Here is a 22,442-nt window from a genome sequence, read left to right as displayed (position 1 = left end):
GAAGAATTGACTGTTTCAATTAATGAGGTATCAAAATATTTTTCGAAACAAACTGGTACTGTTCAAGTATTAGAGAATATTAATTTTCAATTAGAGAGAGGGGATTTTGTCACAGTAATTGGCCCGAGTGGTTGCGGAAAAAGTACATTATTAAAAATTGTTGCTGGTTTAGACAACGATTTTGAAGGTGAAATTATTATTGATGGGGAGCACATAACAAAACCGAGTAAGAAGCAAGGGTTTATATTTCAAGAGCATCGATTGTTTCCTTGGTTAACAGTTGAAGAAAACATTGCAGCTGATTTGTCATTAAAAGATAAATATGTGAAGGGTAAGGTAAAGGAATGGGTTGAAATCGTTCGGTTAGACGGTTTTGAAAAATCATATCCGAAAGAAATATCAGGCGGGATGTCACAACGTGTTGCGATTGCAAGAGCGTTGTTAAGGGATCCAAATGTATTATTGCTTGATGAACCTTTTGGAGCATTGGATGCATTTACCCGAAGTCATTTGCAAGAAGTGCTGCTCAACATTTGGGAACAAAAAAAGACGACAATGATATTCGTTACACATGATATAGACGAAGCAATATATCTTTCGAACCGAATTATAATCATGAGTGCAAAACCTGGAAAAATACATAAAGTGATTGAAAATAATTTACCTTATCCGCGTAGTAAAACTTCGGAGTCATTCCAAGAAATTCGAAAGAAAGTATTACAGCAGTTTAAACACGGGGGACTAATTCAAACAAGTATATAGGGAAAGAGTGAGTATATATGTATAAAAAAATCAAAGTTCTTTCTTTTGCTTTAGCTATTTCTTTATTTTTGTTCGGATGTGAAAAAAGCACAGCAAGTAGTAAGAAGGAAGATGTAACAGTACAAATTGGTATACAGCAAGGATTAAGCCCTTTATTACTGGCTCAAAAAAAAGGTTGGTTTGAAGAGGAGTTTAAAAAAGAAGGGGTTAAAGTGAAATGGACAGAGTTTCAAAGCGGACCTCCCTATTTTGAAGCGATCGCATCAAATCGATTAGACTTTGGTGAAGTTGGGAACTCCCCAGTTATTTCTGCGCAAGCAGCAGGTATTGAATTTACCGAAATTGCTAATACAAGTTATGCGAGAAAAGGAACAGGAATTCTTGTACAAAAGGAGAGCAAGATTACGAGTGTAAAAGAATTAAAAGGTAAAAAAATTGCAGTTGCAAAAGGAAGTAGTGCTTTTAATTTATTGTATCGAGCTCTAGATAAAGAAGGTATCAATGCGAAAGATGTAAATGTCATACAGTTACAACCAGATGAAGCACAGCCAGCATTTGAAGCAGGATCAGTAGATGCATGGGCAATTTGGGATCCTTTCATATCATTACATACGGTAAATAAAGGAACGAAGGTGATTGCAGATGGTGAACTATTAAATGTATCTTCTCCAGAGTTTTTAATTACGAGAACAAAGTTTGCGAAAGAGCATCCTGAATTAGTTGAGAAGTTTCTCAAAGTTTATGAAAAAGCACGTGTATGGCAAGAGTCAAACTTAGATGAAGCAATAAAAATATATACTTCTGCAAAGAAAATAGATGCAGAAATTGTAAAAGAAGTGTTTAATCACGACAAACCAATTTTAGTTCCAGTTACGAAGGAAATAATAGCAGAACAGCAAAAAACAGCGGATTTTCAATATAAGCTCGGTTCTATAAAGAAAGAAATTAAGACAGATAAAGTTGTAGATAATTCTTTCGTAGAAAAAGCGTTAAAGGCGAAGTGAAAAGAGGTTTTATAAATTGGAAAATACGAAAGCGGTTATGAAACCAACGAGGATAACGATTGAGAAAAACAATGTAAAGAAAGTGCGAAAGACGAATGTAAAAGTGCTAGTAAGAGCGATTACTATACCGATTATCGTATTAATTATTTGGCAGTTAGCTGGCGTATTCGATTTAGTTTCTAAAACAGTTTTACCAACACCATTAGATATATTACTAGCTTTTCAAGAACTTATAAAAACAGGAGAGTTATTCGGTCATTTAAGTTTCAGTGTATTCAGGGCTGCGGCTGGTTTCTTTATCGGCGGGAGTTTAGGAATTATTTTAGGAACGATTGTTGGATTTTCAACGAGAAGTGAGCAATATTTAGATCCATCTGTACAAATGTTAAGAACTGTACCTCATTTGGCAGTTGCACCGCTTTTCGTATTATGGTTCGGTTTTGGAGAAACATCGAAAGTATTATTAATTGCGGACGGTGCATTTTTCCCTTTATACGTAAATGCATTTTTAGGAATACGAGGTGTAGATTCGAAGTTATATGATGTTGCGAGAGTGTTAGAGTTTAGTAAAAGAAAATTAATTACAAAATTGATTTTACCTGCTGCATTGCCGAACTTATTACTTGGAGCAAGATTATCATTAGGAGTTGCATGGGTGAGTTTAGTAGTAGCAGAACTTATGGGATCTACAGAAGGTATTGGCTATATGATAATGGATGCAAGGCAATTTTCAAATACAGATATCGTATTTGTCGGTATTATCATCTTTGCATTCGTTGGGAAGTTTTCTGATTCACTCGTACGTTTATTAGAAGTGAAGTTTTTAAGATGGCGAGATAATTTTAAAGGTGAGGCAGGGAATTAACATATAAATTATTAGGGGTAATTTATATAGAGTTCTTTAATATACGTTTCAAATTAATAAAGGGGTGTGCAAAAAAATGGAATTATTATGGTTTATTCCGGCTTATGGAGATGGTCGATATTTAGGTACAACAAAGAGAGGAAGAGCAGCTGAATATGGTTACTATAAACAAGTTGCACAAGCAGCTGATTATTTAGGATATACCGGTGTATTACTTCCAACTGGTCAAGGGTGTGAAGATCCATGGGTATTAGCGTCAGCTCTTGCAGCTGAAACAGAAAAGCTAAAATTTTTAGTAGCAGTTAGACCGGGACTTATGTCACCGACAGTTGCAGCGAGGATGGCATCTACATTTGATAGAATTTCAGATGGGAGATTACTTATTAATGTAGTAGCTGGAGGAGATCCTGTTGAATTGCAAGGTGATGGATTGTATCTTGAACACGATGAAAGATATGAAGCAGCGGATGAATTTTTAAAAGTTTGGAAATCGACCTTGCAAGGTGAAAGTATTTCTTTAGAAGGAAAACATATTAAAGTTACGGATAGTAAAGTTGTATTTCCTCCGGTTCAAACACCGTATCCACCAATTTATTTTGGCGGATCGTCCGCTGCAGGTAAAGAAGTTGCGGCTGAACATAGTGATGTATATTTAACTTGGGGAGAGCCACCAGAGCAAGTGAAAGAGAAAATAGATGAAGTAAAAAAACTTGCGGAAGAGAAGGGGCGTAACGTACGATTTGGTATTAGACTACACGTAATTGTAAGAGAGACAGAAGAAGAAGCATGGGAAGAGGCTGAAAGGTTAATTCAATATGTAGATAATGAAACAATTGAGCTCGCTCAAAAAACATTTGCAAGATATGATTCAGTTGGACAAAAACGAATGACACATTTAAATAAAGGAACGAGAGAGTCGTTAGAGATAAGTCCTAACTTATGGGCTGGAATTGGGCTTGTAAGAGGTGGTGCTGGTACTGCGCTTGTTGGAGATCCGCATACAGTAGCAGAAAGAATAAAAGAATATGAAGCGTTAGGAATTGATACATTTGTTTTATCGGGATACCCCCATTTAGAAGAGGCATATGAAGTGGCAGAACTGTTATTCCCTTTATTGAAAGAAGAAAAGAAACAAGAAAATAAAATTGTTGGCGAAATGATTGCTGATGCATTTGCACTAAAAAAATAGTGAGAATTAAAGTTTCACCTAAGTTTTGCTTCATTTTGTTTACTGCCTGTTAATACAGGTTGAAAAAACCCGCAAGTATTTCACTTGCGGGTTTTCATCGTAAACTATTAGAAAATATGGTAAAATTAAATAGTAACTTAAGGTACGGTTGGTTGTTCAATTATCACTTCTCCGAATAGGAGGGGGGTGATAATACGTGAGTGAAATAGCGTTGCTACTGCAGGGTGGACTGTTTCTCGTTGCATTGTTAACGTTCGTCGTCGTTTTAATAGACAAGCTCAAAAAATAACAACCCACCTATGCCAATAGAATGTGGGTTGTTTTGTTTGTAAGAAACAAATAGGATAAATGAACAATCCAATCTGCTAAGTTACGTGGACTAGTGTGTAGCCGCACACTGGTCTTTTTTATTTATTTACAATTAATAATTGGTTTATGTGATTGTATTGTTCTTTTCATGCTTATTATAACACAGTGTCTTTTCGTCAAGAAAGGAGACCGTATGTTCTTATTTCGATTAAATAGTAGGTTTTTTTTCTTTAAATAGCCCATCCATATACTGTTTTAAAGTTTGGACATAAAATTCCTGCCTATTTACATCATTTACGCCGACAATTGGAGATGAAAGTTCATATCTCTTTTCTGATAAATGAACGACAACGTCAAATATATCAAATAGACGAATGAAACAGAACAGGCCATCTTTATCACTTAATAAAATAAAGTAATGGTTCTCGCTATTTGTATTTAATGTATTCCATAAAGAACTTTTACTTAAATCGCGAACTATACTTTTTTCTTTTAATTCCACAAAATCGGCATTTGATAGAATGTTAGAAATATCAATCGCATCTGGATCTTCAAAATAGCCATCAACTGCTTGTACAGCGAAAGTATAAGCCATTTTTAATACACTCATTTTGTATTTACGGTTATCTAAAAGTAATTCACGTTGAATAGAGCTAGCTACTTTCGTTACACGTTCTTCTTTCCAAATTTCATTATGAAGTGAAATATCGTGCTTTTTACATAGTTTCATAATTAATGCATTGGAATAAAGTATTTCATCACTTACTTCAACAACATCTGTCTCAGCAGCCGCAAGTTCCTCACCATGTTCATTCGTATAGAGCGGGGAATCAATTTGTTTTTTCATTTGCTCAATCTTAAATTGACTTAATTTATGCCGAATTAAGGGACGATCAATATTTGTTGTCATTTGTTCATGGCAAGTATCACAAATTGAGTTTGTGAAATAATATCCACATAATATTTCGGGGATGACATATTGTTCACTAAGTTCTTTCGTATCTTTTCTGCATATGATGCATTGTGTCATTTTTATCACCTTTACCTGCAAATTTGTATGTAATCTCATTGTAGTGTATTTATTGGTATTTTGGAATATTGTAAAGGAAAATATTATGTGAAATTCTTGCTTATTTTGGTACAATGAAGAGAAGTGCTAGTTTAAAGGAGGACGTTTTTTTGAAATCGAAAGTGCACTTTTGGACATTAGAAGTGCTAATGGTTGTAGCGATCATATTTATTTGCACAAAAATATCGTTTCTATTTCAACCGATTGGCATCTTCATATCAACGTTGTTTTTCCCAATCTTAATCGCGTTATTTTTATACTTCATATTTAACCCATTGTTAGTCTTTTTGGAGAATAAAAAAGTACCTAGAAATTTAGCGATTTTACTGTTATATCTTTTTATTATAACATTAACTGCAGTTGGAGTTGGGGTAGTTGTTCCAACGATCTCACAACAGTTAATGGATTTAGTGAAAAATATGCCCGGTTATATTAAAGAGGGAAAACTATACATACAAGATTTATCCCATCACAGATTATTTGAATGGTTATCTACACAAAACTATGTTTCCATTGAAACAATTGAGAAAAACGCGATTGAATACTTAAAGGATATACCAAACACGATTACGTCGAGTGCAACGGCTTTATTTGGTATTATCACAAACGTTGCATTAGTTATCTTCACAGTACCGTTTATTTTATTTTATATGTTTAAAGATGGACATGCGTTTCCAGGGAAAGCAGTTAGTCTATTACCTGAGTCTTACCGTGAAGAAGGACTTCGTATCATTAAGGAAACGAACGAAACATTATCTGCATATATTCAAGGGCAAGCGCTCGTTTGTATATTTGTAGGTGCTTTTACTTTTATCGGTTATTTAATTATCGATTTACCGTACGCTTTCGTTTTAGGAATCATAGCAGCATTTACAAATATCATTCCTAACTTAGGTCCATTTATCGGTGCAGCACCAGCTGTTATTGTAGGTCTGTTCGTATCTCCGATGCAAGCGTTGTACGTAATTATTATCGTAACAATTGTACAACAGTTTGAAAGTAACATCATTTCACCGCGTATTATGAGTTCAAAATTAAATATCCATCCGTTAACAATTATTATTTTAATTTTAGGGGTAGGTAACTTTGCGGGAATTATCGGAATGATTTTGGCAGTACCAGTTTATGCAGTAACAAAAACAGTTGTATCGAACTTAGTAAGATTGTTTAAGACGAAACGAAGTAATCGAAAATAGTATAAGTTGAGAAAGATACACCGCTTTTTAAGTGGTGTATCTTTTGTTTGTTAATCAATGTAAAAAAGTGTATGCATAAACTTTTATTATATATTTATTACATATCAAATATAACGATAAACTTGTATGATATAGCCTCAATAAAACTATGTGGAATCCCTCTGAACTATCCAAATCATTTCCTTACAGCGTGCTAGCAACATCATAATCGACCCCTTTCAAATTTTATATTTTTAAAAGATTATAGATGAGAGTAGTACTTGCTTCTACGATCTCGAATTTCGTCTATAACCTGTTTATATTGTTGTTCTTGTTTTAATTCCGCATCAGAATAGTTTTTTTTCTGAATTGTAATTGTTAAAAAGAAAAGGTGAAACTTCATGATACATTCCTCCTTTCGAAAGAAATTATAGATGGCTACAGTAGTGACTTTGACGTTCTTTTACATCCTCCATAGCTTTATTAATTTGATGGTCATGCAATATCTCACTGTCTGAGAACTTAGTTTTTTGAATGGTGATCGTTAAAAAGAATACTTTAAATTTCATTACATATTGCCCCTTTAAAAGTTATTTAGAAAAAACGGCTGTAATAAGAAGCTTGACGCTCTTTCACTTCGTCCATAATAGTTTGAATGTGTTGCTCACGCAAAATCTCACTTTGAGAAAGCTTACGTTTTTGAATGGTGATTGTTAAAAAGAATGCTTTAAATTTCATGAAGGTATTGCTCCTTTAAAAGTTATTTAGAAAAGACGGCTGTAATAAGAAGCTTGGTGCTCTTTCACTTCGTCCATAATAGTTTGAATGTGTTGCTCACGCAAAATCTCATTCTGTGAAAGCTTACGTTTTTGAATGGTGATTGTTAAAAAGAATGCTTTAAATTTCATGAATGTAATGCTCCTTTAAAATATATTTTTAATACATTTGCGTATAGTATGAACTTTTAATGTCAGTCATTTTATCAGTCAGTTGTTTTAATTGTTGTTTACGAATGATTTCATCTTCAGATAAAGTGTTTTTCTGAAGTGCAGTTGTAAAAAAGAAAATATGAAAAGTCATAAATGAATTCCTCCTTTCGAAAAGGAATTACAGGTGATTACAATAAAGCGCTTGGCGCTCCTTAACATCATTCATAGCTTTTTCAATTTGCTCATTATGAAAAATTTCATCTTTGGAAATTGTATTTCTTTGAATCGTAATACTTAAAAACAATACGCTAATAGTCATCGAATGTTGCTCCTTTCTTTAAAAAATAATATAAGAGGCTAAAAAATCGCACAAAAAAGCCACAGGAAGATATAGTTCTCCTATGGCTGGGCATCAAAAAGCCACAGGAAAGTATACGACCTCCTGTGGCGAATTTATGAATTAATAGAAATAAAGTGCGATTTTCAATTCTCCATTAGGGTGGTCGAATTCATATTTAATTGTCCGAAAAACAAAGGTGCAGTTAACGCTAAAGTTAAAGCATGTAATTGTAATTTCATCATTTCCTTCGACCTCCTTTTAGAATTTTTTCTTACGTTAGTAAGTATATACAATTAATGGATAATTGTAAACATAAAAATTGAAAATTTTTAATTTTGATTAAAGTGCGTATATTTTAAAGGGTTTTGAGAAGAAGTATTGTAATGAACGAAATATCGATAAAAATGGGGGATGCTAAATGAAATATATGCATCGTAATGTGGTTGTTATGCTAACAATTTTTTTACTTATTACTGCTTGTTCTAGCGGAGACAGAATAAAAGAAATATCTGATATTGAACCTGGTGCTTTTAAGAAATATGCTGGGACATATGTTGGTAATAACTCAGATGCGGTTGCAATTGTTAATCATTTACCCGGTGGTGAAACATTTCAAAGTATAAGTTTAGAGAATGAAAGTATAAAGGTGAACTATGGTGCACGAGGGAATGGAGCCCTTACAGAAGATATGGTTGAGACGTATTGGTTTGATAGTAAGGATACGATGAAGAAGAATTTTCTCTTTAACGTTATTTATGTAGCGATTTTAGTACCAAATGCGAAAAGTTACGAGTTTCAAGTAGAAAATAAAAATTTTGCGATAAAGAGAGAAGAAATACTATCAATCATGTATGAAAGATTTGATGATTTTCCAAAAGAAAATGATATATGGGATACAAAGAAAGTAGTAAAGTTCCTTAACGATAATAACGAAAAAATTAGACTGCTTATAAATGATAAAGATTTTCGGAAAGATTTATTTGTTAAATATCCGGTGCAGCAGTTGTAATAAAATGAAAAGAGTTTGAGAACAAGAGTTGAAACTTTGGAATTTTAGAAAAGAGAGTCATTCTTAAACGAATGACTCTCTTTTTTTGTAAAAGAAATTTATGGAAATAAATAATTTAATGTGATATGGTTAATTGCATAAGTAATGAACCTATTAACCTAAGGTGGTGTAATTGTGAAACCTACTCTGGAGCAAAATAAATTAATATACTTACAAATTGCAGAAACGATTGAATCTGATATTTTAAAAGACATATTACTTGAAGAAGAACAAGTTCCATCAACAAATCAATTTGCGAAGATGTTACAAATCAATCCAGCTACTGCAGCTAAAGGGGTAAATGTATTAGTGGATGAAGGGATTCTATATAAAAAGAGAGGGATCGGGATGTTTGTTGCAAAGGGAGCGAAAGAAGTCGTACTTAAAAAAAGACAAAATACTTTTATGACTGAATATTTACCTAAAGTGTGGGAAGAAGCAAAAGTACTAGAAATATCCAAAGACGAATTGATGGATATGATTCAAAAAATTATGAAGGAAGGGAAATAGGGATGATTGCACTTGAAACGAAAGAAGTAACGAAAAAATATAAAAAGATAGTAGCAGTTAATGGAGTAACGATTTCATTGGATGAGCATAAAATATATGGTTTGCTCGGTAGAAACGGAGCAGGAAAAACGACACTATTAAATTTACTTGCAGGCTAAATCACTTCAAGTAGTGGTAGCGTATCAATATTTGGTGAACATGTTTTTGAGAATAGTAAAGCGATGCAAAATATTTGTTTTGTTAGAGTGAAAGAAGAAGCACATTTAAGTTTTAAAGTAAAAGAAATTTTTAAGATGTGCAGCATGTTTTATAAACACTGGGATGGAAAGTATGCTGAGGAACTCGCTGATAAATTTCAGCTTAATATGACAGAGAAATACCATAAACTATCACACGGCATGCAAACAGTCGTCCGAATTATTCAAGGTCTAGCAAGTAGAGCGCCAATTACTATTTTTGATGAACCAACTACAGGTTTAGACGCAGCACATCGTGAGTTATTTTATAATTTACTACTAGAAGATTACGGTGAATATCCACGAACAATTATATTATCAACTCATTTAGTAGAAGAAGTTACTCATGTGATTGAAGATGTAATCATCATAAAAGAAGGAAAACTAGTTGTTCAATCATCAGTGGAAGATCTATTACAACAAGGACATATTATTTCAGGGAAAAAAGATAAAGTGGATGAGTTTTCAATCAATAAAAAAGTAATAAATCGAGAAGTTTATGGAAATAAGGGGATTGCTGTTATATGGGAAGGACTTTCTAATGAAGATTATTACTCTCTTGAAAAAGAAGGGTTACTGATTGATAGCATTACATTACAAAAACTATTTATTCATATAACTGGTGGTGAAATAAAATGAAAATGTTAATGAAGCAGTTGAAGTTACATATAAATTTTCATTATAAGGCATTTATTATATTTTGGATTGCAGTATTACTTATAAAAGGAATAACAAGTGTAATGGATTTAAAAGGAATAAAGGAAGGGTTTTTACAACATATTTTAAGTAATCCTTCGATTGTAATTATATTTTTTATAGTAGTAAGCACCTTCATTATACAGGATGATCTGTTTCATTTAGCTGTTTCGTTTGGAGTAACGAGGTTACAGTTTTTCATTGGATCGGTTTGCTATATTATATTACAGGCTGCGGTTTTCTCATTCCTTCAAGTGATTCTTTTACAAAATACATTGTATAGTACAGCTAATACTAGTTTAGGAGGACACTCAGTAAAACAGTTTATTGTACAACTATTATTGTATGTTACAATAGCAACTTTCTTTCAAGTAGCAGTAGTAATTAAGAAACGGTTTAAGTGGATTGGTCTTTTGGTAGGAGGAACACTTTTTATATCATTGAATAGTGTGCTTTATGGAGAAGTAGGAATACAGGATTTAAATTCTACATCTAATTTATCTGTAATAGATATCCCATATTTTACTGTCATTTCAATTGGATTAACAATCGTCTATATCGTGACTAGCGGTATATTCATTCGAAAAGTATCATTTGAGCAAACGATTTAAAGTATAATTAAATATATACTTTGGGAGAGAAGGAATAATAAATGGGAGATACTTCTTCACTAATAACCGTCTTTTTATGCGTGGCACTGCTAATTTTTTGGCGACGATATCGTTCTATGTATAAGCCGATAAAGGGAACGGGAAAACGTATTTTGTGGCCATTACTATTTTTAACACCGGGTATTTTATTGTTTTTTGGTCCAGTACATCCAGCTATATTACAAGTGACTATAGCTGGATCCATTGGGGTGATTTTCGCAATCCCACTTATATTTCTAACAAACTATGAGCGAAGAGAAGACGGAAACATTTATACGAAAAAAAGTGCTGCCTTTTTAATTACTTTTATCGGAATTGTTATTTTAAGATATGGTTCAAGACAATATATTGTTGACTTAGATCAGCAAACGATTGGTTTATTATTTTACGTCGTTGCAGTATCGTATATCATTCCGTGGAGAATTGCTTGTTATATAAAGTTTAGGAAAGTTTGGCGGGAAAATAGTAATCATGCTATATGAAAACTTCTCATTTGAGAAGTTTTTTATTTTTACATGTAAGCAAAACAATTTGTTGAAGTGCAAGGCTGTCATAGAATATGATACATATTAAGATGAGGGAAAGTAGAGGGTATAAAAATGCGTACAATTTTAGTTTTTCTAAATAACATGTCTATCGATAAAATAGAGAACATTAGACAAAAACATGATCCTTTATTTGGATTCATTCCACCACATATAACAATTTTATTTCCATTTAAGAGTAATATTTCAAATGATGAATTAAAATCTCATATTTTGAATTTATCAAAAGGGGTAGGCAAAATTGAAATTGAGTTTGCAAATCGTATCACTAGTGTAGGAAACTATTTGTTTTTAGAAGTTGAGGGAGGAAGAAAACAGATAGAAGAACTACATGATATGTTGTATACAGGACCTTTAAGACAATTTTTGAAAGAAGATATTCCATACATACCGCATGTAACAGTCGGGAGAAAAGAAAGTGCTGAGTTAGCTGCTGAAGTAGCTAAGGATATTCATGGTTTCCCTGAAAAGTTACAATGTGTAGTTGATAGAATTAGTGTAGAGCGAATTGGAGAGAATGGGGAATTAATTATAGAATTTGAAGTGCCGTTGCAAAAAAGCTGACAAGTGTCAGCTTTTTTTATTCGTAACATGAAGTAAAGCACCAATCGCACCACTATTACCACCATCTTGTAAAAAGATTGGTGTTTTATTTTGATATTTTGTGTAGCTACTAATAATATTTTGAAGGTGTACGTTATTACATAGAGTCGAACCAATATAAATAATATGGTCAATGTTGTTTGTTTCGGCGAATTGAAGGCTTAATGCGGTAACAACTTCACCTACAAGTCCTTGCACAGTTGCTAGTATATCAGCACTACTAAAATTTGAATCTGTTTTGGTAGCTTTTCCGAAATTGCTTGCAGTTAAGCTATTATCAATAGGAGAGAGAATGCCACCATAAATATCTCCAACCGTAATATCTAGTTCATTTCTAGAACCCACTTTTGTTAAAGGAATCACGTCTTCAAAATGATCTATATTTGTTAACAATTTTGAAAGCCCCATAATAGTACCACCGCCAACACCGGTTCCACCAGCTCGAATATATTTGTCATTATAAACGTAATGAATGGAAGTACCTGTACCTATATTTGTTAAAATAAAGTTGTTTATATCATATTGCTCTTCTTTTAATATGTATTGGACACCTACAAGAGTAGCTTCAAATTCGTTTAATTCTACTATTTTATATGAGTCTGAAAGTAGTTGCTGTAATCGTTTTGCGTTACCACCTGTTATACATATTTGTTTTATACGAGTGTTTTTCTTAAGCCAATCTATTATTTTATCTTGTTCATTTGAATAAAATTTTTCAAAGGCTAATTGCTTTTGTTCGTTCAAATAAGCAATTTTCGTTAATGTTCCTCCAGCATCGATACCGATAGTACTTTCCATTTTCCTGCTCCTAACCAAGTAATTTATTTACTCTGTTCATGTTGGTGAGACGAATTTGTAGGAGAGAGATATCCCGACGAATTACATCGTCTCTATTCTGCTTGGTATATTAATAGCTTTTCTATAGTTACAATCGGCTGATCGTTAACAGTTACAGTACCTTTACCGAGAATAAAACCACGACGATTGCGAGTAAGCTTATAATGTAAATCAAGTTTATCACCGGGAAATGCTTTTCCATGGAACACAACCCCATCTAATGAGGAGAGGAAACCTAGACCTTCAGAGTCCCTTTTATTTACAAATGCACTAAGCTGAGCAAGTGCTTCTACAATTAACATATGAGGCATATGTTTTTGATTATCATTTATAAACCACTCATTATTTGAAATGAGTTTATATCCCGTAACGGATTCACCATGTTTTACATTTGTTACTTTATCAATCATTAAAAAAGGATAACGATGAGGAAGAGTGTCTTTAATATGCATATGAAAGTACCTCCAATAAATAATACCCCTGCTACAGTTAAGCAGGGGAGTTATCATTAATTTTTAACTAATTCATTTACTTTTTCAAGAGAAAAAATACCGCTATTTCTAATGTTTTCAACAACTTGTTGTAACACTTCTTTATCTTGAACAAGTGCAATACGTACAAAGCCTTCTCCATGAGGTCCAAATGCATGACCTGGTGTAACCACGACATTCGCACGATCCATTAATGCATAAGCGAAATCTATAGAAGTCCAGCCTTTCGGAATTTCGGCCCAGACGAACATACTACCAGCTGGTTTATTAACATTCCAACCAAATGTTCGGAATCCATCAACTAAAGTATCTCTACGTTCTTGATAAATACCGCGATTTTTCTCACAAAACGCAGCGCCATTTCTTAGTGCCGCTGATGCCGCTTTTTGAATTGGTAAAAACACACCATAATCTGTATTTGATTTAAATTGAGTAAGTGCACGAACAATTTCTTCGTTTCCAATCATATATCCAATACGGCTACCTGCTAAACTATAACTTTTTGATAAAGAGTTGATTTCTACTCCGACTTCTTTAGCACCAGGTACAGAGAGGAAGCTAATTGGTTTATTGCCATCAAAATAAAATTCAGCATAAGCAAAATCATGGACAACAATAATGTTATGCTTTTTCGCGAATGCGATTACCTTTTTAAAGAAATCTTCATGAGCCATTGCTGGAACTGGATTCCCTGGGAAGTTTAAAATCATCATCTTTGCTTGATCAGCAATATCTTCGGGGATAGCTGCTAAATTAGGTAAGAATTCATTTTCTTTCTTTAAAGGCATGTAATAGGATGTTGCACCAGCCATTTGAATTCCTGTTTCATAAGCTGTATATCCTGGATCCGGAACTAATATTATATCTCCCGGATTTGCATAAACCATAGGTAAATGAACAAGTCCGTCTTGTGAACCCATTAATAATAAAACTTCTTTATCGGCATTTAATTTAACGTTATGAGTGTTGTTGTAATATTCAGTTACAGCTTCGTGAAATTCTTGAATACCACTTAATGTGTATCCGTAGCTTTCTTTTTCACTTGCTGTATGTACCATTTCTTCTCTTACGAAGTCAGCAGGTGGCATATCAGGATTCCCGATACTTAAATCAATCATTTTGTGACCTGCTGCAATTTTTTCTTTTTTATAAGCCCCTAATTCACTAAATATAGAAGATTGGAATGCTTTCATTCTAGTTGCTAACGTGTAAGTCATCAAAACCCCTCCTAAAAACAGTGTTTTCTTTCTGCATTTTTAATTATTCTGAAAACACATGTTTACATTTTATCATTTTTTTATGAAAATTAAAACGATTGACAAATTTAGAGGGAGGATTAGTCTTTTTTGAAAGGGCGTTGTAAATAAGGATTGGTTAACTGAACTGTTTATTATATCTTTCTATACGGTTTAGGATGTTTTATAGTTTTTATTAAGTATATCTCGCATATTTTGGATGAAAAAGAACACGAAAACGAGGCCTAATATACCACTAAGCCAATAGTATGGATTTCCTGTCGTGAATCTTTCATAAAATGAAAGTGCACTCCATAGGATTAGGATAATGGAACAGATTGTTGATACAATTAATGAACTTAAACTTCTCAAAAAAAGCACCTCGCATTAAAATATTGTTATTATATAATAATACATTTAAATTTAAAGATTTAAAAGAGGAAAATGTTTTTGGGGAGGTTTTGTAAATTAAAAATAACGCAGAAAATATTTTCTGCGTCTTATATGAAGTGTAATCATTTCTTTTTATATGTACATAACTTTTCCACTGCATAAAAGTATACATTTAATTTGCCATCGACAACTTTTAAAGTTTGATCCGATGTAAATGAGTTACCATAATCAATATGATATACGTTAGAATTTTTTACAAATGAGCCTTTGTATAAATCTTCTTTTTCCTTTGATGTTTGCATCTCCACTAAATATTGAACAATTTTTTCTTTCTTTTCTTCTTTTACAACTGTTTCAAATTTATAAGATGCAGGGCAAAGACCATTTTTGTTGTCAACGACTTCCCAAGAACCGTATATATCATTATTGCTACATCCGCTAAGTAGAACGATGAATATTGGAATAATTAATAGAATCTTTTTCATTTTGTACTCCTTTCTTTTCATTTTCAATAAACGTGCGAATACGATACAAATATTGTAATAAATAAAGTTTAAATTTTTATAAAGAATTATTTAATTTCACATAAAAATTTGGGGGGAATTGAAAAAGCATGAATCTAGTATAAAGTCAGATTCATGCAGAGTACTATAGCCTATGTTATGTCTCTTTTGAGGAAAAGTAATGAGGAAAGTAAGATCATTATTCCATTTAAAATATATATAATTGCAACAATGAAGGCTATCCCACCTGCGCCAAATCCAGCTTTATCGAATATAGAAGCGAATGCTACGGTAGCAAAAAAAACAATAGGAGTTAGTAGTAAAAAAATGAAACCTGCGATAATTCTTCTTTTAAGGTTATGTCCAGATAAGGAAATTGCTAAAAAGTTTATGATGCTAAACAGAACTAATACAAAAATAAAGATACTAAATAACTGCATACCATCAGACAATTTCGCACCTCCTGTATATATCATGTTAGTATACTGTTACTGTATTCGAAAGCGAAAAAGGGTACTCCTTTAAATAATTATAATAAGCGTAATAAATAAGGATTTATATAACAAAGACGCATGGATTAATCTAATATGATCCATGCGTCTTTATTTATGTTATAAATTCGCAGATTGCGAAGGCTGTTTTTCATATTGTTTCTGTTTAGATAATGAAATGAAAATAATTAATAATGAAATGACACCGAAAATTAAGACCATGTACTGTAAACCAATCGTATCTAAGAAGAAACCAGTACCGAGTAAAACGATTTGGAACATAACTCTCTCAAACATATTACGGAATGAGAAAAGACGGCCGTGATAGCTTTTTTCCACTTTCGTTTGGAAAATTGTCGACATAATAGGGAAGAAGCAACCGACACTAAAACCAAACAAACCAAATGATGTAAGAGACATCCACTTTATATCGCTAAAGAACAATGATAGATGTGCAAAAGCGGTACAAACTGCGAAGAAGTATAATAATTTTTCAGGTTTGAAATGGTCAGATAAACGTTTAATAACGAAGGCCCCTAACATAAATGCGACACCTTCAATCGTATATATAAAGCCTTTAATTGTTGGATCATGTTGCATTTCACTAATGTTGATTACCATTAAATTAAATCCAGCTATAAATAATAGAGGGATAATACTTAATATAAGTGCTGTAAAAGCAATAGGAATTCCTTTTAAAATACGAAATACTTCCATAAAGCTATTATCTTTTGCAGCTTGTTTACTTGGTGTTGTTGATTTCTTATCCTCGAATTGTAGGAAGAAAGTTGAGAGGAATAATAAAGCGTATGCTGCCATTGAGAAGGCATACATATACTGTAAACTCATTACAACTAAAAGAATTCCACCTAGTGAAGTACCTGCAATACGAGCGATTGTACCTACATTCATATGTACACCGTTCATCTGTAATAACTCATGCTCACGTACGATGAGTGGAATTACAGATTGTAATGCAGGGAAGTAAAATGCTGCAGAAATTTGAAGAGCAACCATAAATGCAATCATGAAGGCAATGCTTTCAAATTGGATAGCGAAAAACATAAAAATAACACTAATAACGCGACCGAACCCAGCATAAAGAAGAACTTTTTTCTTTTCATACTGATCGATAATACGACCAGCCATAGGACCAACTAGTACACCAGCTAATAGTCCGATAAATAATATAACTGATTTCATGAAATCAGAAGGGACATATTTTTGCATAAATTCAAGGTTGCCAAGAATACCAAGCCATAGCCCTAGACCAGCAATAAATTCCCCGATTAACACAATCCAAACATTTTTATTACGCCACATAATGTAAAACCTCTCCGTCTTTTAAAATGAAAAACTCGTATATAAAACCTCCTTATTTTATGTATAATTTATAACGAACTTTTTTAGAGTCAGAGTCTATATTACGTGTTTCATGAGTGGATTACAATCTTTTTGATTTGTCAAAAAAATGATTTATTAGTTGGTGAAATAAGCAATAAAAATGTGAAAAAATTTATGATGAATTGACTATTGAGAGTAAGGATACATATAAAAAAGCAAGAACGCACATAGTACGTCTCGCTTTTCTCAAGTACAAAATTAAATATTAGATTGGCTTAGCAGCATTTACGCTCTTGTCCAATAGCTAAAGCGCTAAAAGATAGTGGGCCAACAACTTCTGCGCTTGCACCACTAGTAAGGTTTTCTACAGTTAATGAATATTCGTGTGTTCCACTGCTAACGTTTTGATCTATAGCTTGAAATGTTTGTACGTAGAATTGTTCAGAATCTGTAGATTCAATACCTACTTGTGCATTAAAAATTTCAATGTTATCACGGAAAATTCGGAATAAAACTTGTGAAGTCCCAGTTATACCTTCTACACCAATTGTAGCGATTAATTCTACTCGATTATTACGTGAATCTCTACTTGAAATTCTCAATTTCAAATTTGCTAGAATTGCTTTATTTGGAGAAGCTGGGATTGCAAAAGTTGTTTCACCAGTTTTACTTATAGGTTGAGTAGCTTGGTAATCAATGATATGAGTCATAATTGTCACCTCCTCATATACTAAAATATGAAATTTACGATAAAATAGCTTGGACAAATAATAGAATGTATTAAGAGAATATAGCACAATTTCTGAAAAGAGGGAGATCGAATGAAGGCATCAAGATATAGCACAATTAGGTGATATATTCTTGATGCTTTTGTAATTAAGCAGAATATTCTTCTTTACGTACTTCGAAAAATTCATTACGACGTAAGTAATTATAAACTTTCTCGGAAACCTGTTCTTCTTCAGACATTAAGAAACGATGATCAAAAGCATAGAATGATTGACCTTTAATTAATTTTACGTAGTATATTTTACACGCCTCCTCTAGCATAATTGGAACTTAATTAATATTATGATGGCCTATATGCTTGTTAATCATACTTGGAGTTTCAAAGGATAGAAACTAAACAAATTATAAAAGATTACAAAATTGTAATGTTGGTGTCACGTTTTCCGATAGTTAAAAATAACCAATCTCTCCTATACTACAAATATGTTACATAAAATAAGGGGGTAAAAAGATGGATGAAGTAATTGGAGAAGTTGTAGCAGGTATTTGTGAATTTGTAGTAGAAGTAACAGCTGATGCTATTGGGAATTTAGTTTCCGGGAATGATGAGGAAAAAGAAACATTATAATAGTTTGTAAAAGTAAACAGATGATTCAAATATAAAGGCTGATTTCTAAAAGGGAGTCAGCTTTTTTATTTTTTACATTATATTAATATTATTTGAATATTCATTTGTTATTATGTTTGTGAAACTCATAAAGGAGGTGAATAAATAAAGATGTCTAATTTAGGATCTGATTTATCTGATTCTCGTTTAATTATGGCGAATGTAGACGAAAGGGAATATCATTTTATTATACGTGAACATCCGATTTTAGGGAAAATTATATCGCTACTTGAAAATGGAAAAGAATATGGTTTAATAGATAAACAAATCACTAATAAAGATAAATTTATAAAATCGGAGCTTATTAAATTAGATTATTTTAACATAGATGTTCTACATCATACACCTGGATGGATATGGATTGGTATGGATCAATTTGGTTTACATGCTCGTGAGGCTACTTATAACGAAGTAGACGTTATTATGAAGTTGAAAGAGGATTTATATTATATAGATGTATATGAAAAAGTAAAAATGTAATAAATATTTAATCAGGTTAGGGGACAAGTTCCCGTAGCCTTTTTTGTTTAGTAATAAGACATAAAATTTATATTATATTGATGATAGGACAGCAGGATAAGAAGTGAGCTGAAAAGAGGATTTGAAAATACATAAAGAGAACTTTAATTATTACATGAATCCTATATGTAAATAACAATAGAAAGAAGATGATAAAATGAGTAAAGAAGAGCTTGTAAAACAACAGTTTGGTAATAATGCGGAAAAATATGTGAAAAGTGAAATTCATGCTAAAGGACCGGATTTACAATATGTAGTTCAACAAGTAGAGTCTCGTCATAATAATCGTCTTCTTGATATTGCTACTGGCGGTGGACATGTTGCGAATGTATTAGCTCCATTGTTTAAAGAAGTAGTTGCCTTAGACTTAACAGAAAAAATGTTAGAGAATGCGAAAAGCTTTATTACCAGTAATGGACATGAAAATGTATCTTTTGTCGCTGGAAACGCTGAAATTTTACCGTTTTCCGATAGTTCTTTTGATACGATTACATGCCGAATTGCAGCACATCATTTTACGAATCCAGCTCAGTTTATTTATGAAGTAAATCGTACGTTAGAAGATAATGGATTGTTTATTTTAATAGATAATGTTTCACCGGAAAATAATGAATTTGATACATTTTATAATTTTATAGAAAAAAAGCGAGATCCGAGTCATGAACGAGCGCTGAAAAAAACAGAATGGATTACCTTGTTAGAAAAAAACGGTTTGCAGATGCAATCATGCCTTACTTTTGACAAGAAATTTGAATTTGACTGGTGGTGCGATATGATGAATGTACCTTTGCAGAAACGCGTGAAGTTAACAGAGTGTATGATGAAAACATCAGTTGAAATGCAAGAATTCTTTAACATTCAATATGAAAATAATAAAATTAAATCGTTTTATACTGAAATGGCATTGTTTGTATGTAAAAAAAGCTCGACATTAAAAAGATAAACTTCTTGCAGTCTTTTCAAAGTACGTTATACTTAGTACAGAGAAAATGAGAATTGAGGAAAAGTAATAATGATTCGCGTACGTATTGAAGGAACTGAAGAAGAAATGCTTGAATTTATGGAGAAAATGCCGGATATTCCTGGATTTGAAAAAATACATATGAGAGAACCTAGAAAAGGGAATAATCCAAAATACGATTCAAGTAAAAATGTACTAGCATACTTATCTTATAAAAAGATTGAAGTCGCCAATAAATAGGCGGCTTTTTTAGTTTGCACCGTTTCACAGCCTTGTCTTTTTTACATAATAATAATAGTAGATTATGTTGAAGAGGGGTGAGGATAGTTAATAAGAAAATCATCTTTTTTGGAGACTTTGGTATTGACGATGCGGTGGCGTTAATTTATGCAAATAAAACATGTGAATTGGATATTATAGGTATTGTTGCTGAATATGGGAATGTATCGCGAGAAATTGTAACGGAAAATGTGTATTTTTTAGAAAGATACTATGCTACAGAAATAAAAATCATTGAGGGTGCAGCAAGACCGATGACAGCTGAAGAACCTTTGTTCTTTCCTGAAATACATGGAGATCACGGTTTAGGGCCAATTATTCCACCTGATATGAGGATTTGTAAACGGGAAAATTTTTGTGAACTAATTAAATTAATTGAACCTTGTCCAGAAGATATTATTATCGTAGCGACAGGACGTTTAACAACATTGGCAACGCTATTTTTATTATATCCAAATGTAATGGATAAGGTATGCTCCTATTATATTATGGGCGGTGCTTTTTTATTTCCTGGTAACGTTACTCCTGTATCGGAAGCTAATTTTTATGGAGATCCAATCGCCGCAAATATTGTAATGAAGTACGCAAAAAATGCGACTATTTATCCGTTAAATGTAACGCAAGCAGCCCTCATTACTCCAGAAATGGTGGATATTATTAATAAAGAAGGAACAGGGCAGGCGAAGCTTATTAAACCAATGATCGATTTTTATTATGAGAACTTTTATAAAAAAGAATACCCGGGTATTGCTGGAAGTCCGATTCACGATTTACTTCCGTTCATTTCATTTATAAATGATGATATTTTTGAATACAAAAAATCTGCAGTTTGGATTAGTACAACAAATGACGTAACAAGAGGACAAAGTGTGGCAGACTTTAGAAAAATAGCTGTGCCGACAACGTTTGATAATAGGCCTATTCAAAAAATTGCAGTTGGTTTTAACTATCCAGCTTTTAAAGAAGAGTTTATGCGGACAATATTAAAGCCTGACTGTCCCTGATATGTGAAATACGAAATGTATTAACCGGAAGTCAAAAACTGGTCGTTCATTATTTTGAAATAATCTAATAGTTACCCTTTATGAATAACTAATGAAAAATGTAACATAACTAATGGTAAGCAATTGTTTCTAATTATATTTTGATCTGTGAAATTTAAAGGAGGTTATCATATGATTTGGTCTTTAATCGTTGGTGGTTTATTAGGATGGTTTGCAAGCTTAATTACTGGAAGAGACGTACCAGGTGGTGTAATTGGTAATATTATTGCTGGTATTATCGGTTCTTGGATTGGTTCGAAATTACTTGGTAGTTTTGGTCCAGTCATTGGCGGATATGCAATTATTCCAGCTTTAATCGGTGCGATTGTTTTAATTTTCATCGTAAGCTTCTTATTACGAGCAATGCGAAAATGAATGTAAGGACTGTTTACATTTGTAAGCAGTCCTTTTTATATGTTATGCTAGTATTATACAATCAGGAGGTGTCAGCATTGAAAACATTTACAGTAAATTTCCATCAAGAAGATAATGCTAAAGCGACAACAGTACATAAATTAAGTGAAGAAGACTTCAATAAAGCAACAGAAAAAGGTACTCGTCATCTATTTGATTTAGATACAAACGTTGGATTCTTCGTATTCTTTGACGCAGAAGATGCAGAAGGTAATGATCAATACTTAATGTTACAATACGAAGGGGATCATGAAGAGCCAACTGCGTGCTACGGATTTGATTTAAAACTATACTATCAATTTTTAGCACTATACTTAAATGATCTTGAATTCCACGGTGAAACAGATGAGGAAGAGGAAGAGTATGGCCCAATTCATCATTTAGCTCACTTACTTTATCATATTGTTGAAGATGGTAAGTCAATCGAAGTGTAAAAATACATATGTAAAGCTGTCCTTTTTGGACAGCTTTTTTTATTATTATGATGAATGTTATGATTTGCATAATGGTAAATGGATTTCTGATGGTGATAAATGGTTTGATTAAACAGAAAAAGCAACAAAGAAGACTCATCTTTCTTTGTTGCTTTTTCTACGTTTCAGGAAG

At 32.6% G+C, this 22,442-nt stretch carries 32 protein-coding genes and 1 pseudogene; 18 read left to right on the top strand and 15 right to left on the bottom strand.

All coding sequences use genetic code 11. The features are described from left to right. Positions 1 to 6 precede the first annotated feature (6 nt). From J0835_RS14030 to J0835_RS14010, 5 genes are all read left to right on the top strand, one after another. Positions 7 to 762 (top strand): ABC transporter ATP-binding protein, encoded by a 756-nt coding sequence (locus tag J0835_RS14030; protein WP_087980758.1) that lies wholly within the window; start codon positions 7 to 9, stop codon positions 760 to 762. Between the two features lie 17 nt (positions 763 to 779). Next, positions 780 to 1,766 (top strand): aliphatic sulfonate ABC transporter substrate-binding protein, encoded by a 987-nt coding sequence (locus J0835_RS14025; RefSeq protein ID WP_087980757.1) that lies wholly within the window; start codon positions 780 to 782, stop codon positions 1,764 to 1,766. A 16-nt stretch (positions 1,767 to 1,782) separates the two neighbouring features. After that, positions 1,783 to 2,631 (top strand): ABC transporter permease, encoded by an 849-nt coding sequence (locus tag J0835_RS14020; protein WP_087980756.1) that lies wholly within the window; start codon positions 1,783 to 1,785, stop codon positions 2,629 to 2,631. Between the two features lie 76 nt (positions 2,632 to 2,707). Next, positions 2,708 to 3,820 carry an FMNH2-dependent alkanesulfonate monooxygenase gene (gene ssuD, locus J0835_RS14015; protein WP_087980755.1) on the top strand — a complete coding sequence of 371 codons (1,113 nt, stop codon included), beginning with the start codon at positions 2,708 to 2,710 and terminating at the stop codon, positions 3,818 to 3,820. 196 nt (positions 3,821 to 4,016) lie between these two features. Then, positions 4,017 to 4,109 carry a putative holin-like toxin gene (locus J0835_RS14010; protein ID WP_001289320.1) on the top strand — a complete coding sequence of 31 codons (93 nt, stop codon included), beginning with the start codon at positions 4,017 to 4,019 and terminating at the stop codon, positions 4,107 to 4,109. Positions 4,110 to 4,337: 228 nt separating this feature from the next. Here J0835_RS14010 and J0835_RS14005 read toward each other — a convergent pair whose 3' ends face one another. Beyond that, the gene (locus J0835_RS14005; protein WP_087980754.1) at positions 4,338 to 5,159 is read right to left on the bottom strand and encodes an HNH endonuclease; all 822 of its coding nucleotides are present in this window, start codon (positions 5,157 to 5,159) and stop codon (positions 4,338 to 4,340) included. A gap of 149 nt (positions 5,160 to 5,308) precedes the next feature. Here J0835_RS14005 and J0835_RS14000 point away from each other — a divergent pair, with 149 nt between their 5' ends. After that, positions 5,309 to 6,394, top strand: a complete 1,086-nt coding sequence (locus tag J0835_RS14000) for an AI-2E family transporter (RefSeq protein ID WP_000837880.1) — start codon at positions 5,309 to 5,311, stop codon at positions 6,392 to 6,394. Positions 6,395 to 6,635: 241 nt separating this feature from the next. On the opposite strand, the gene J0835_RS13995 is transcribed toward J0835_RS14000, so the two are convergent. Genes J0835_RS13995 through J0835_RS13970 form a run of 6 tightly spaced genes read right to left on the bottom strand, consistent with a single transcriptional unit; the run spans position 6,636 to position 7,621 of the window. Continuing rightward, positions 6,636 to 6,776, bottom strand: a complete 141-nt coding sequence (locus J0835_RS13995; protein WP_064473550.1) for a YrzI family small protein — start codon at positions 6,774 to 6,776, stop codon at positions 6,636 to 6,638. A gap of 25 nt (positions 6,777 to 6,801) precedes the next feature. Continuing rightward, positions 6,802 to 6,942 (bottom strand): YrzI family small protein, encoded by a 141-nt coding sequence (locus tag J0835_RS13990; RefSeq protein WP_000669812.1) that lies wholly within the window; start codon positions 6,940 to 6,942, stop codon positions 6,802 to 6,804. A 25-nt stretch (positions 6,943 to 6,967) separates the two neighbouring features. Further along, positions 6,968 to 7,111 carry a YrzI family small protein gene (locus J0835_RS13985; RefSeq protein WP_087980753.1) on the bottom strand — a complete coding sequence of 48 codons (144 nt, stop codon included), beginning with the start codon at positions 7,109 to 7,111 and terminating at the stop codon, positions 6,968 to 6,970. 26 nt (positions 7,112 to 7,137) lie between these two features. Continuing rightward, the gene (locus J0835_RS13980; RefSeq protein WP_000668975.1) at positions 7,138 to 7,281 is read right to left on the bottom strand and encodes a YrzI family small protein; all 144 of its coding nucleotides are present in this window, start codon (positions 7,279 to 7,281) and stop codon (positions 7,138 to 7,140) included. A gap of 28 nt (positions 7,282 to 7,309) precedes the next feature. Beyond that, a complete protein-coding gene (locus J0835_RS13975; protein ID WP_087980752.1) occupies positions 7,310 to 7,453 on the bottom strand; it encodes a YrzI family small protein in 144 nt (47 codons plus the stop codon). Between the two features lie 27 nt (positions 7,454 to 7,480). Continuing rightward, positions 7,481 to 7,621: a YrzI family small protein gene (locus J0835_RS13970; protein WP_087980751.1), complete on the bottom strand. Its 141-nt coding sequence runs from the start codon at positions 7,619 to 7,621 to the stop codon at positions 7,481 to 7,483. Positions 7,622 to 8,060: 439 nt separating this feature from the next. On the opposite strand from J0835_RS13970, the gene J0835_RS13965 reads away from it, so the two are divergent. The 6 genes and pseudogenes from J0835_RS13965 to J0835_RS13940 all read left to right on the top strand — a co-directional run bounded on the left by J0835_RS13965 (position 8,061) and on the right by J0835_RS13940 (position 11,891). Continuing rightward, positions 8,061 to 8,651, top strand: a complete 591-nt coding sequence (locus tag J0835_RS13965) for a DUF4825 domain-containing protein (RefSeq protein WP_087980750.1) — start codon at positions 8,061 to 8,063, stop codon at positions 8,649 to 8,651. A gap of 174 nt (positions 8,652 to 8,825) precedes the next feature. Beyond that, positions 8,826 to 9,200 carry a GntR family transcriptional regulator gene (locus J0835_RS13960; RefSeq protein ID WP_087980749.1) on the top strand — a complete coding sequence of 125 codons (375 nt, stop codon included), beginning with the start codon at positions 8,826 to 8,828 and terminating at the stop codon, positions 9,198 to 9,200. A 2-nt stretch (positions 9,201 to 9,202) separates the two neighbouring features. Continuing rightward, positions 9,203 to 10,075 (top strand): annotated as a pseudogene (locus J0835_RS13955) (ABC transporter ATP-binding protein). Beyond that, a complete protein-coding gene (locus tag J0835_RS13950) occupies positions 10,072 to 10,743 on the top strand; it encodes a DUF4052 family protein (RefSeq protein ID WP_087980748.1) in 672 nt (223 codons plus the stop codon). Before J0835_RS13955 ends, J0835_RS13950 begins: the two are co-directional and overlap by 4 nt. Before the next feature lie 41 nt (positions 10,744 to 10,784). After that, positions 10,785 to 11,264 carry a CcdC family protein gene (locus J0835_RS13945; protein ID WP_087980747.1) on the top strand — a complete coding sequence of 160 codons (480 nt, stop codon included), beginning with the start codon at positions 10,785 to 10,787 and terminating at the stop codon, positions 11,262 to 11,264. A 117-nt stretch (positions 11,265 to 11,381) separates the two neighbouring features. Then, complete coding sequence (locus tag J0835_RS13940) at positions 11,382 to 11,891, top strand: 2'-5' RNA ligase family protein (RefSeq protein WP_087980746.1); 510 nt, start codon at positions 11,382 to 11,384, stop codon at positions 11,889 to 11,891. A gap of 6 nt (positions 11,892 to 11,897) precedes the next feature. Here the strand turns inward: J0835_RS13940 and coaW are convergent, their stop codons facing one another. The 8 genes from coaW to J0835_RS13895 form a co-directional block, all read right to left on the bottom strand. After that, on the bottom strand, positions 11,898 to 12,728 hold the full coding sequence (gene coaW, locus J0835_RS13935; RefSeq protein ID WP_087980745.1) for a type II pantothenate kinase: 831 nt from the start codon (positions 12,726 to 12,728) through the stop codon (positions 11,898 to 11,900). Between the two features lie 92 nt (positions 12,729 to 12,820). Then, a complete protein-coding gene (locus J0835_RS13930; RefSeq protein ID WP_087980744.1) occupies positions 12,821 to 13,219 on the bottom strand; it encodes a 3-hydroxyacyl-ACP dehydratase FabZ family protein in 399 nt (132 codons plus the stop codon). Positions 13,220 to 13,275: 56 nt separating this feature from the next. Beyond that, positions 13,276 to 14,475: an LL-diaminopimelate aminotransferase gene (locus tag J0835_RS13925; protein WP_140386783.1), complete on the bottom strand. Its 1,200-nt coding sequence runs from the start codon at positions 14,473 to 14,475 to the stop codon at positions 13,276 to 13,278. Positions 14,476 to 15,008: 533 nt separating this feature from the next. Continuing rightward, positions 15,009 to 15,371, bottom strand: coding sequence for a hypothetical protein (locus tag J0835_RS13915; RefSeq protein WP_064475563.1), 363 nt, complete (start codon positions 15,369 to 15,371; stop codon positions 15,009 to 15,011). 170 nt (positions 15,372 to 15,541) lie between these two features. Beyond that, positions 15,542 to 15,841 carry a hypothetical protein gene (locus tag J0835_RS13910; protein ID WP_087980741.1) on the bottom strand — a complete coding sequence of 100 codons (300 nt, stop codon included), beginning with the start codon at positions 15,839 to 15,841 and terminating at the stop codon, positions 15,542 to 15,544. A gap of 159 nt (positions 15,842 to 16,000) precedes the next feature. After that, positions 16,001 to 17,203, bottom strand: coding sequence for an MFS transporter (locus J0835_RS13905; RefSeq protein ID WP_000269247.1), 1,203 nt, complete (start codon positions 17,201 to 17,203; stop codon positions 16,001 to 16,003). A 296-nt stretch (positions 17,204 to 17,499) separates the two neighbouring features. Then, on the bottom strand, positions 17,500 to 17,934 hold the full coding sequence (gene exsC / locus J0835_RS13900; protein WP_000148799.1) for an exosporium protein ExsC: 435 nt from the start codon (positions 17,932 to 17,934) through the stop codon (positions 17,500 to 17,502). Positions 17,935 to 18,100: 166 nt separating this feature from the next. Then, complete coding sequence (locus J0835_RS13895; protein ID WP_078183406.1) at positions 18,101 to 18,253, bottom strand: YqbF domain-containing protein; 153 nt, start codon at positions 18,251 to 18,253, stop codon at positions 18,101 to 18,103. Positions 18,254 to 18,731: 478 nt separating this feature from the next. Between J0835_RS13895 and J0835_RS13890 the strand changes: the two genes are divergently transcribed. The 6 genes from J0835_RS13890 to J0835_RS13865 all read left to right on the top strand — a co-directional run bounded on the left by J0835_RS13890 (position 18,732) and on the right by J0835_RS13865 (position 22,270). After that, positions 18,732 to 19,100 carry a hypothetical protein gene (locus J0835_RS13890; protein ID WP_087980740.1) on the top strand — a complete coding sequence of 123 codons (369 nt, stop codon included), beginning with the start codon at positions 18,732 to 18,734 and terminating at the stop codon, positions 19,098 to 19,100. Positions 19,101 to 19,296: 196 nt separating this feature from the next. After that, positions 19,297 to 20,082, top strand: a complete 786-nt coding sequence (locus tag J0835_RS13885; protein ID WP_087980739.1) for a class I SAM-dependent methyltransferase — start codon at positions 19,297 to 19,299, stop codon at positions 20,080 to 20,082. A gap of 69 nt (positions 20,083 to 20,151) precedes the next feature. Next, positions 20,152 to 20,340 carry a DUF3970 family protein gene (locus J0835_RS13880; RefSeq protein ID WP_087980738.1) on the top strand — a complete coding sequence of 63 codons (189 nt, stop codon included), beginning with the start codon at positions 20,152 to 20,154 and terminating at the stop codon, positions 20,338 to 20,340. A 77-nt stretch (positions 20,341 to 20,417) separates the two neighbouring features. Next, on the top strand, positions 20,418 to 21,383 hold the full coding sequence (locus J0835_RS13875) for a nucleoside hydrolase (protein WP_087980737.1): 966 nt from the start codon (positions 20,418 to 20,420) through the stop codon (positions 21,381 to 21,383). A gap of 171 nt (positions 21,384 to 21,554) precedes the next feature. Then, positions 21,555 to 21,797: a GlsB/YeaQ/YmgE family stress response membrane protein gene (locus J0835_RS13870; RefSeq protein WP_087980736.1), complete on the top strand. Its 243-nt coding sequence runs from the start codon at positions 21,555 to 21,557 to the stop codon at positions 21,795 to 21,797. A 77-nt stretch (positions 21,798 to 21,874) separates the two neighbouring features. Beyond that, the gene (locus J0835_RS13865) at positions 21,875 to 22,270 is read left to right on the top strand and encodes a hypothetical protein (RefSeq protein WP_000847586.1); all 396 of its coding nucleotides are present in this window, start codon (positions 21,875 to 21,877) and stop codon (positions 22,268 to 22,270) included. Positions 22,271 to 22,442: the final 172 nt, after the last annotated feature.

The sequence above is a fragment of the Bacillus cereus group sp. Sample62 genome, from assembly GCF_036851315.1.
GTDB lineage: Bacteria > Bacillota > Bacilli > Bacillales > Bacillaceae_G > Bacillus_A > Bacillus_A wiedmannii.
This window is presented reverse-complemented; position numbering and strand designations above follow the sequence as displayed.